The sequence below is a fragment of the Deltaproteobacteria bacterium genome (assembly GCA_015233135.1).
GTDB lineage: Bacteria > UBA10199 > UBA10199 > JADFYH01 > JADFYH01 > JADFYH01.
Genome location: JADFYH010000048.1, coordinates 1 through 10,448, shown reverse-complemented (window position 1 = coordinate 10,448; position 10,448 = coordinate 1). Strand labels below are relative to the sequence as shown.

Annotated in this window: 8 protein-coding genes; 5 read left to right on the top strand and 3 right to left on the bottom strand. The window is 46.5% G+C overall.

Going from position 1 to position 10,448, the window contains the following annotated elements; translation table 11 throughout:
- Positions 1–160: 160 nt before the first annotated feature.
- The gene (locus HQM15_11585; protein MBF0493405.1) at positions 161–784 is read left to right on the top strand and encodes an AMMECR1 domain-containing protein; all 624 of its coding nucleotides are present in this window, start codon (positions 161–163) and stop codon (positions 782–784) included.
- A 63-nt stretch (positions 785–847) separates the two neighbouring features.
- On the opposite strand, the gene HQM15_11580 is transcribed toward HQM15_11585, so the two are convergent.
- Positions 848–2,977 carry a hypothetical protein gene (locus tag HQM15_11580; protein MBF0493404.1) on the bottom strand — a complete coding sequence of 710 codons (2,130 nt, stop codon included), beginning with the start codon at positions 2,975–2,977 and terminating at the stop codon, positions 848–850.
- Positions 2,978–3,451: 474 nt separating this feature from the next.
- Positions 3,452–5,722, bottom strand: a complete 2,271-nt coding sequence (locus HQM15_11575; protein MBF0493403.1) for a hypothetical protein — start codon at positions 5,720–5,722, stop codon at positions 3,452–3,454.
- Between the two features lie 107 nt (positions 5,723–5,829).
- Between HQM15_11575 and HQM15_11570 the strand changes: the two genes are divergently transcribed.
- Positions 5,830–7,047: a glycosyltransferase family 39 protein gene (locus HQM15_11570; protein MBF0493402.1), complete on the top strand. Its 1,218-nt coding sequence runs from the start codon at positions 5,830–5,832 to the stop codon at positions 7,045–7,047.
- 11 nt (positions 7,048–7,058) lie between these two features.
- Here the strand turns inward: HQM15_11570 and HQM15_11565 are convergent, their stop codons facing one another.
- Complete coding sequence (locus HQM15_11565; protein MBF0493401.1) at positions 7,059–8,960, bottom strand: hypothetical protein; 1,902 nt, start codon at positions 8,958–8,960, stop codon at positions 7,059–7,061.
- A 48-nt stretch (positions 8,961–9,008) separates the two neighbouring features.
- Here HQM15_11565 and HQM15_11560 point away from each other — a divergent pair, with 48 nt between their 5' ends.
- The 3 genes from HQM15_11560 to HQM15_11550 all read left to right on the top strand — a co-directional run.
- On the top strand, positions 9,009–9,641 hold the full coding sequence (locus HQM15_11560; GenBank protein MBF0493400.1) for a phospholipid carrier-dependent glycosyltransferase: 633 nt from the start codon (positions 9,009–9,011) through the stop codon (positions 9,639–9,641).
- A gap of 41 nt (positions 9,642–9,682) precedes the next feature.
- The gene (locus tag HQM15_11555) at positions 9,683–10,291 is read left to right on the top strand and encodes a hypothetical protein (protein ID MBF0493399.1); all 609 of its coding nucleotides are present in this window, start codon (positions 9,683–9,685) and stop codon (positions 10,289–10,291) included.
- 61 nt (positions 10,292–10,352) lie between these two features.
- On the top strand, positions 10,353–10,448 hold a 96-nt coding region (locus tag HQM15_11550), incomplete at its 3' end, for a DUF559 domain-containing protein (protein ID MBF0493398.1).

Sequence of the window (10,448 nt, the reverse complement as noted above, 5' to 3'; positions counted from 1 at the left end):
GTCAAAACAACACCCCAAACAAGAAGTGATTGACTTTAGAAAAGAAGAAGGCAAAGGGAAAAAAATAGAAATCAAGAAACTTCTCGCCTTATCAAAAAAAACTACCCCCAGTAATTAAATGCATCTACATCTGTTGGGTTGGTGAGTGAGGAGGGGGCTGATGATTGGGCGATTAATTTTTTGTTTGTTTTTTTTACTTCTCCCCTCTTTCTCCTTTGCCCAGGATTTCACCCTCCAGCATTTTCAACAACTCAAAACCAATCCTCCACTCAAAAAGCAATTTGAAGCCGTTGTTCGGCAAACCGTGCATCAGCTCTATTTTCCGGATGAACCTGTACCTTCCTTAAAATTAGATTCCTGGTTTTCAAAACCTCTTCCTTTGTTTGTGACTGTAAAGAAAAAGGATCGTATTCGTGCCTGTATGGGTTCTGTGCTTCCACAAACTGCTCATCTGGCAGATGAGTTGAAACAAAAAATTCGTCTGGCCTTTTTACAAGACATTCGAAATCCACCCATTAAAAAAGAAGAATTGGAAGGCAGCCGTGTTTACGTGACCGCGGTGGGGGCTTTGGTTCCAGTTTCTCATCCTGAAAATTTAAATCCATTTCGAGAAGGGATTTATCTGAAGTGGGGAGGCAAAGAGGCTTTGTATCTTCCGGGCGAGGCAAAAACTTTAGCTTATGCTTTGAAGCAAATTCGGGGAAAGGCTGGGATATCCAGTAGAGAACCTGCGCTGATTTATAAATTTAAGACGAGTAGTGTGGAGGTCGATCTATTCAAATAAAAAAGCCGTCCTCTGTGCTCACGGAGGGCGGCTTTTAGGAATTTATGGGATTAGATCTATTGTTTACTTCTTCCTCTTCCTCAATAAGGCAAATCCAAACAGTGAGATAAAGTAGGGGAGCAGAGAAAGTGTGTTCATGCCTAAAACATTACCCAAGTATAGGCCACATCCTCCACTGCCTTGAAGTCTGAAGACCTCCTCTGGTCTTGGCGGTGTTGTTTCTTGTGGAATAGGGCTAACGGCCAGAACGGTAAGCTTGCAATTGGCATCACAGAATCCGGGATTAGGAGGGTCGCATTCTTCACCGGTTTCTAAAATGTGATTTCCACAAACAGGAGGAGGAACAGTGGGATTGGGCTTACAAGTACAGGAGGCGTCGCAGTAAGTGCCATCTGCACAGCCTGTGGGGGTGGCGCGATTATCACAGGCTTCACCGGGTTCCAGATTTCCATTTCCGCAGGTAGGAGGGATGGGAACACAACGACGGCAATTGTCACAAGTCTGCCCAGCGGTACAACCTGTTGCATTAGGGGCAGCGCTGCCGTCGCACACTTCATCTCCTTGTTGCCAAACGTGATCTCCACAATAAGTGCAGGGGAAGTGGCCCGATGTTCTGCAGCCTTCTGACGGGTTTAGCACAGAGTAGCCATTTCGGAGTACAATTCTTCCAGAGCTTGAGACATCGCAGGTTTCACTGTCCTGGTTAATCATTCCATCTCCACAACGGGGAGGAGGGGGGGGGAGGATATTTTTACATTCTCTTGAACATCCAGCCCCCGTGACAGGATCTAAAACGCCATTATTGGGGCCGTTATCGCAGTCTTCTCCAGCATCATGTTGTGTAATGCCGTCTCCACAATAAGTGCAGGCGCCAGCCCCTGTAGATCTACATCCTTCACTATTTGAGAAAGGGAGAGTGCTATTCGACAAAGCAGCTCCATCACAGGTTTCCACGCCTCGATTGACGAGTCCATCTCCACAAACAGGATTTTTACAAGCCAGAGTGCAGTGATCCATAGCTCCATTGACCCTTGTGCCCTCATCGCATTCTTCTAATGGGTGGGTGGAATCGGATCCCATTTGTAGAGTTCCATCCCCACAATAAGTACAAGCACCATTGGTTGAAGGAGCACGACAGACTCCGGGGGCCAAGAATTGTCCGTGACTATTATAATCCTCATGACAACCAACAGATCCATCTGGGAGAGTTACAGGCGTTCCTCTTGGAGGAGTACCACAGAGATCGATAGAATCTTTAAATTCGCAGGTCTCATCCCCTGCAATAATGCTGTCACCACAGGTGTTGACGTAAGAGGTAACTTGCGCCGTCTTCTTGCAGTCTATGCTGCAGTTGTGGGGGCTTCGATCGGTTCCGTTGAGTGGGCCGTCATCGCAATCTTCCCCAGTATCAATATTCCCATCCCCACAATAGGTGCAGGGACGGGCCTCAGAGGCCGGGCTACCAGGAGGGCGACACTGGACTCCTGCAGCTATAAGTGAAGGGGGAAAGATGTCTGTGCCCGTGGGGGTTCGAATAATTTGGGTGTGTGGAGGGTCGGGCTTTATTTCACAAGTCTCCGTTGGTTCAAGGGCTCCATTTCCACACCTTTGGGGAGGAGGAGGGGGCGGTGGAGTAAAACAGCCGGGGCTAGTGGTGTCTGTGGCAGAACCCAGTGAGGTGCTGGATAGAAAAAAAGAATAAGAGGGGTTGTTCAATTGTACACAATTACTACTGTCACAGTATTCTCGAACACAATGATCGGATCGATTGGCAGTCAAATCGGGAAAAAGAGTAGAGGGTGGGGTGCTACCCGAACTTCCCACATTACATCTTAAATATTGACCCATAGTCCTGCAGTTATCCGGCACAAAATGGGCATCCCCCCCAGGATTTTCATGGCGTAAACAACTCGCGCCCAAAGCTTGGCAGGTAGCATCGTCAGTGATATTAACGACTTGGCAAAGTTCAGTTAAAGTACTTGTGTGAGGAGCGAAATAGGCTGCAAAGTAATCGATCATAAACCAATTATTCACCGCGGGATCATTCATATTATAAATATGACAGGCATCGCCCGTATGAGGCAGCACATTTCTAGAAGTTAAATCGATACCCAGAAAAGTAAAGACGAGCATCAAAACAGGTAAGACACTCCATAAGAACAGGTTGCCATTTTTTTTGAGTAAGATTTTCATCTCTGCCTCCTTAACTCCGCTTATCTTCTTTTCCGACTTTTTTTACCAGGTGTTTTCCACACGGATCAAACTTTTTTGCCGTTTTTGGCCTCGTTCGATATCCTTATCACTCTAGTTATCGTCATCTCTCTCTAGAAGTTGCGTGTGCATGGCAGATTTTCTTCATTTATTTTTCTGATAACTTGAGTTCCGCAGATTTTAAGAATCATTTTTTTGCTAATTCTTGGCAAATGCTTATCTGAAAGCATTTCCCCTCTCCCCTTGAGGGAGAGGGTTAGGGTGAGGGGTCCCCTCGAGTGCACTCAGGATCACCCTCTCTCTGGCTCTCTCCCCTGAAGGGAGAGAGGAGTTTGAATCAGTTTTTATTTTTAAAATCTGCGGAACTCAAGCTGATAATCTATATTGACATGTGAATTATACGGGACAATCTGCATTATCACGCAAATCTGATATAGATCTGGACTTGATTGGAAGCTATTTTCTCCTCTTCCTCAACAAGGCAAATCCCAACAGCGAGGCAAAGTAGGGGAGGAAAGAAAGTGTGTTTATGCCTAAAACATCACCCAGGTATAGGTTACATCCTCCACTGCCTTGAAGTTGGAGGACCTCCGCTGGTGGCGGTGTTGGTACTGACGTTTGTTGTGTAATAGGGGGGACGTTGATGATAATATTCTTGCAATCTGCACCACAGAATCCAGCCCTGGGGGGGTCGCATTCTTCACCGAGTTCTATAATGCTATTTCCACACTTGGGAGAGGGAGTAGTGGGATTGGGCTTACAAGTACAGGCGGCATCGCAGTAAGTGCCATCTGCACAGCCTGTAGGCGTAGCACGATTATCACAGGCCTCACCGGTTTCCACATTTCCATTTCCGCAGGTGGGAGGGATGGGAACACAGCGACGGCAATTGTCACAACTCTGGCCTGCGGCACATCCCGTTGCATTAGGGGCAGCACTGCCGTCGCACACTTCATCTCCTCGTTGCCAAGCGTGATCTCCGCAGTAAGTGCAGGGGAAGGCCCCAGACATTGACATTCTACATCCTTCTGCTGGATTTAACATAGGGTACCCAGGGCTGAGGAACGCGGTGGATCCTGCGGAGCTATCACAGGTTTCACTGCCCTGATTAATGATTCCATCTCCACAACGGGGGGGAGGAGGAGGAGGAGGAGGAGGAGGAGGAGTAGTAGTAGTAGTAGTAGTAGTAGTAGGAGTAGTAGTAGTAGTAGGAGGAGGAGGAGGAGGAGGAGTAGTAGGAGGAGGAGGAGGAGGAGGAGGAGGAGGAGGAGTAACTACCTTACAGTCATTTGAACACACAATATTAGTGCTGGGATTTGGGTTGCCAGTCCCATTAAGGGGGCCATTGTCACAATCTTCTCCATCTTGTAGTACCCTATCCCCGCAATAAGTGCAGGGGCTTGAAGTGCTTGCAGTCCGACAAGCCCTTGGGTTTGGTAAGGGAGACGAGGAATCCGCCACACTAGTTCCATCACAGGTTTCCGAGCCTTGATTGACGAGGCCATCTCCGCAAACAGGCTTTTTACAATCCTGGGTGCAATGATCCACAGTTCCATTGATTCTTGTGCCCTCATCGCATTCTTCTAATGGGTGCGTGAGATCAGGCCCAATTTGTGTAATACCATCCCCGCAATAAGTACAGGCACCGCTAGTTGAAGCGGCACGACAGACTCCGGGGGCCAAGAGTACGTGACTATTATAATTCTCATGACAACGAATAGATCCACCCGGGAGGGTTACAGTTGTTCCCCTTGTTGGGGGAGTTCCACAGGGGTCGGTAGAATCTTTAAATTCGCAGGTCTCATCCCCCGCAATAATGCTGTCTCCACAGGTGTTGACGTAAGAGGTGACTTGCGCTGTTATTTTACAGTCTATAGTACAATGATGGGGGCTTCGATCGGTTCCGTTGAGCGGGCCGTCATCACAGAGTTCTCCGGCAGCATCATCAAGTACCCCATCCCCACAATAGGTGCAGGGAGAGGTTGTAGCAGGGGGGCGACATTGGATTCCTGCCGCTATAAGCGAAGGAGGGAAGGTGTCTGTTCCACCACTGGGGGTTCGAATAATTTGGGCGTGTGGAGGGTCGGGTTTTATTTCACAAGTTTCCGACGATTCAAAGACTCCATTTCCACACCTTGGTGCTGGAGGCGGCGGTGGGGGAGTAAAACAGCCGGGGCTAGTGGTGTCTGTGGCTGAAGAAAGTGAGGTATGACTCAGAAGAAAGGAATATCTTGTGTCGTTTAACTGCACACAGTTACTTTGAGAACAGTATTCACGAATGCATGTGCTGCTGCGATTGGCGGTTAGACTGGGGTAAGGGCTAGCAGAGGCAATAGAGGTAGGACTCGCATTGCATCTTAAGTACTCGACCATGACCCTGCAATTGTCTTTTGGCCCTGTGTCGGAGGTGTGGTCTAGGCAGGCCTGGCCCTGAGTGTTGCAGGTGCTGGAATCGGAATCGGAAATACGAACCACTTGGCAGAGTTCCGTTAAAGTGCTGTTTGTAGCGCCAGCGACAGGTGGAGTAAAATAAAGGCGAAAATAATCCACGTAAGACCAAAGGCTCACTGAGTCATCAAGATAATAATCAGTGCTGCAGAACCCCCCCGTACGAGGCAGCACATTTCTAGAAGTTAAATTGACACCCAGAAAAGTAACGACAAGCATCAAAACAGGTAAGACACTCCATAAGAACAGATTGCCATTTTTTTTGAGTAAGATTTTCATTTTTATACTCCGAGTTAAAACTCAGTTTGAGTTAATAACGATTGAGCAAGGTTAAATTGCCGTACTAAATGTTACCTATCTTCCACTTTTTTTACTAGGTGTTTTCTATGCGTATTAAACTTTTTGCTGCTTTTATATTTGTTTTGTCATTTTTCTTTTACGCCTGGAATCTGACACAGCCTGCCACCCTATATTGGGATGAAATTTTGCATGTGAAATCGGCTCAAACGATATTGGCGCATCAAAAACCCTATGCAGAAATGACTCAGCCTCCATTGGGCAAGGAACTCATCGCCCTTTCTATTTCTATCTTTGGCGACAATCCCCGGGGGGCCCGTGTTTTTTCTGCCCTTGCAGGGGCTCTAAGTCTCAGTTTTGTTTTTTTGAGCGCCTCCCTCCTTTGTCAAAATTTAACATTGTCTATTCTTTCGGTACTTCTCTTGGCTTTTGATCCTCTTTTTTACGTGCACAGTCGTCTGGCCACGCTCGACATCTCTGTTACTTTAGTTATCGTCATAGCCCTCTATAAATTCCTTCTTATTTTCAAAAAAAATGAAAAAAATATTAAAAAGATCGATTTTTATCTCTTAGGCAGTTTTTTGGGGATTGCGGTTTCGATCAAAGCGGTTGCTGCAGTGCTGGGATTGCCCTTTCTTTACCTGCTGGGCCGGAAATTACTTGCCTCAGGCCAAAAGCAACTCTTTTGCCATTTATGCCTGGGACTTTTGTTGCCTTTTTGTGTGATCTTCCGATTTTCTTATAGCCTGATTGGTTATAGCTGGAGTGAGATGTGGGAGCACTTGAAGTGGATTGCAGTTTTTTTGAGCAGCTTCAAGGCTCATTCCACTGTTACTTCGCGCTGGTACGAATGGATTTTTGTGCAAAACCCCATTTTGTATCTTCTGAAGGAAACTGAGGATAAGCATTTTCAGATCATCCTGGCCTTCGGCAACTACCTGTTCTGGATATGGGGGGAGCTGATTATTTTAGTAGGGGTTTTCTTTTTCAGAAAAATAGGAACTCTGTTTTGGGCCCTGTTGTCGATGGTGCTTTTGCAATTTTTATTCTGGTCACTCAAGCCCAGCACACATCTTTACTACATGCTGACGGTGCTTCCCTTTTATTCTCTTTTAATTGTCCAGGTGCTACATTTTTTAATGCAAGAATTCCCCGGTAAAAAAGAATACCTCAGATGGAATGCCATCCTCTTTAGCCTGGCCTGCTTCATTTTGTTTGTTTATTATTTCCCTTTAATCTCAGGAACCCCCCTCCCGCTTGAAAAAATAGAACATTATAAAGTTTTGGGGATTGAGAAAATTTTATAACGATCAGGCTTTTATTTTTTTCTCGTTCTCATCAAAGCAAGGCCCAACAAAGAAGCAAGGTAGGGCAGGCAAGAGACAAGGTTTATTTCCGATATTGCATTCAAATACAGGCTGCATCCCCCTGAAAATAAACGACCACTTCCTTCAATCCTAAGTCCATCGGGGCTTAGCCCCTGTCCATTGTCGGGAATGGGAAGAATGATCGCGGGAGTAATATTATTGCAGCTTGCATCGCAGAGCCGGGTATTAGGCGGCTCGCAGCCTTCATTGCTTTGCAAAATCCCATCTCCGCATTTACCGAGTACGGGTTTGCAAGTACAGGCATCGTCACAGTAGCTTCCTGCGGCGCAACCTGTAGGCGAAGCATTTTTATCACAGGCCTCACCCGATTCTATCTTTCCATTTCCGCAGGCAGCTGGGATGGGGACACAGCGGGCACAGTTGTCACAACTTTCACCTGCGGCGCATCCCGTTGCACCCAGGGCGGCGCTGGCATCGCAAACCTCTCCGCCAGGGCCTTGCTGCCAAACATGGTCTCCGCAATAGGTACAGGGGAATGCACTGCCTGCAGGCCGGCACGCATCTGGGCTGGGTAAGGGGTAGCTGACTGAACGCACAGTAGTTCCGTCACAGGTTTCACTGTCTTGGTTAATACTTCCATCTCCGCAACGAGACGGAGTAGGAGCAATGGGCTTGCAATCGACGGTACATCCGTACCCCGCGGCATCCACATGGCCATTATTGGCACCATTGTCGCATTCTTCTAAAGGCTGTCCATCCGGGCCAGGAGTATCCTGCTTGATTCCATCGCCACAATAAGTACACTCGCCAATTGTGCCTTTTGCTCGGCAAGTTAAAGGAGAAGCTAAAGGTGTTAATGCTGTGCCTGGAGTTGTAGAAGGAACAAGGGCAGCCCCTGTTGTACTGAATTCACAAGTTTCAGAGAGACGATCAATTAAGCCATCTCCACAAAAAGGTTTTTTGCAATCCATGGTGCAATCTCCTGCTGCTGCACGTCCTATCGTTCCATTGAGTGGACCATTGTCACATTCCTCCCCTGCGCTATGGTCCACAACGCCATCTCCACAGAAGGTGCAAGGTTTGCTGGAGCTTGTGTCTCTGCAGGTGTTAGCCGGTAACAAAGAATAATAGGGTCTTAATGTTGCTGAAGGGACTGCTCCTCCCGCACTGCTAAAGGAAGAAGTTAGCGTGGCCAGCTCACAGGTTTCGTCGTAGGTGCTTCCATCTCTGGCTACGAGCCCTCTTTCAAAACTGGCATTTCCACAGACCGGCATTGCTGTCGCAGGGACTATCTTGCATTTATTGTCACAGGTACTTCCCGCTAGACCATTCTGGTTTCCTAAATCGCAATCCTCGGCATCGGGTTGTCCAGGAAAATTTTGAACCACACCATCTCCACAAAAAGTGCAATTTGCAGCCACTGCCGCTCCCGTCTCATTGCTTCTGCATCTTCCGGTGCTGGTGTCTATAGTGATTCCTGCAGGGACAGTTGATAATCGGCGAGTTCGATAAGGTCCGCTAGTGGCGCTAAGAGAAGTCGTTTCACAGGTTTCAGTGTCTATGTTGAAATTGGCATCGAAGCATTTCGGGGCTACGCAAAGTTCGTCGGCTCTCTCTGGTTGACAAAATCCGACATGACCTACACAGGGTAGTGTCGTCGTATTAGTGCCCATACAGCAGACTTCAATGGTGCAAGGGTCAGATCTACTGCTATTACAGAAAGTGTTTCCAGCGGCTAACCGGGTACCACCCCCGGAGGCACCGGAGCAATTTGCCGTGATGTTAGAAACAGCAGGTTTAATAAACACACTGAACATAAAAACGAGGGCCAGGGCGAAGAAGGGCAAAAAATACCAGGATTTGTCTCTGCCTTGTTTTGCTTGTAATCTCATCGACTATCTCCTTGAATGATTAAACCGGGCCACATATACGTGCTAGTAATGATGAGGGAAGGGAGTAAAAAAATAAAGATCTTTTTGGGTGTTTTTTTAGCTGTCTACTTCTTTGTCCTTTGCAACCAGATTGCAAACGTTCCTTCACTTTACTGGGATGAGCTGATCCATGTTTCCTCTGCCATGTCTTTTCTGCATCAGCCCTATCCGAACTACAACTTCATGACTCAAACCGTTTTAGGGAAACAGCTGATTGCTGTTTCTTTATTTGTTTTTGGTGAAACTCCCTCGGGTGCAAGATTCCTTTCTGCGTTTGCCTCGCTGTCCTGTCTTATTTTTCTAGGCCTTTGCTGCTACAAACTTTATCAAAGCCTGATTTTATGCTGCTTCTCCATACTTCTTTTAGCATTCGACCCGCTTTTTTTTCTGCACAGCAAGCTCGCCACCCTGGACATGTACTCTGCTTTAGTTATCGGCATTTCTTTTTATAAGTTTCTTGTTATTTTCAAAAAAGAGACAAATAAAATAAAAAGTAGCGATTTTTTGGTTCTTGGCTTTTTGCTAGGCTTAGCGATATCCATTAAGGTTCATGCTTTAGTGCTTGTTATTCCATATATTTTTTTATCTTCAAAAAAGATAAGCTTCGGCAGCGTTTTGGCTTACTTCAAATTATTTTTTTGATTTTTCTCCCCGTGCTTGTTGTTTTTTGGGGAAGCTACGCTATGTTGGGATATTACTCCCCGTGGAGCTTCATTGCCCAGCTTAGAAGCACCTTTGCCTACCTACAATCTTTTGAAGGCGTGGATTTTATTTCCTCACGCCCCTATGAGTGGCTGTTTGGTTACAAACCCATCTGGTATCTGCTGGCTAATGAAGGTGCAGAACGCATCAGGGCGGTGCTGGCCTTTGGCAACCCTGTCTTCTGGTTGAGCAGCCTGGTCTTTATGGTTTTGGGGGTTTTCTATTCCAAAAAAGTGGGAGTCGTCTTTTGGCTCTTGTTTGTCCCAATTGTCCTACAGCTTTTATTTTGGGCGATCAAACCCACCGCACATTTCTATTACATGCTCACCATTTTGCCCTTTTACAGTCTACTTTGCGCGGGGGGAATAAATTATCTTTATCTGAATTGCCCCAGACAGCGAGGGGCAATAAGGTTCAATTCAATTTTGATGATTGTTTTTTCATTTTTTCACCTGGCCTATTATTATCCCCTTGTTTCTGGAAACCCCATGAGTCCTGAAAACTTCAAACGCTACTATCCTTTTCCGGCGGATAAAAAATTTGTACCGGTTTTACCAGGCGATTTTTTAGAAATGCCATCTAAAAAATAAAAGTGGACTAAAGACGAATTCCCCTCTCCCCTTGGGGGAGAGGGTAGGGTGAGGGGTAAAAATGAGTACTTTGATTGACCTTTCAAAATCTCTCAGGAAAAACTCAACCCACACAGAAAATGATCTTTGGTATTATTTAAGATCGAGGCGATTAAAT

Coding starts and splice junctions, on each gene's coding strand:
- HQM15_11585 (MBF0493405.1), top strand. CDS start 161: ATGATTGGGCGATTAATTTTTTGTTTGTTTTTTTTACTTCTCCCCTCT.
- HQM15_11580 (MBF0493404.1), bottom strand. CDS start 2,977: ATGAAAATCTTACTCAAAAAAAATGGCAACCTGTTCTTATGGAGTGTC.
- HQM15_11575 (MBF0493403.1), bottom strand. CDS start 5,722: ATGAAAATCTTACTCAAAAAAAATGGCAATCTGTTCTTATGGAGTGTC.
- HQM15_11570 (MBF0493402.1), top strand. CDS start 5,830: ATGCGTATTAAACTTTTTGCTGCTTTTATATTTGTTTTGTCATTTTTC.
- HQM15_11565 (MBF0493401.1), bottom strand. CDS start 8,960: ATGAGATTACAAGCAAAACAAGGCAGAGACAAATCCTGGTATTTTTTG.
- HQM15_11560 (MBF0493400.1), top strand. CDS start 9,009: ATGATGAGGGAAGGGAGTAAAAAAATAAAGATCTTTTTGGGTGTTTTT.
- HQM15_11555 (MBF0493399.1), top strand. CDS start 9,683: ATGTTGGGATATTACTCCCCGTGGAGCTTCATTGCCCAGCTTAGAAGC.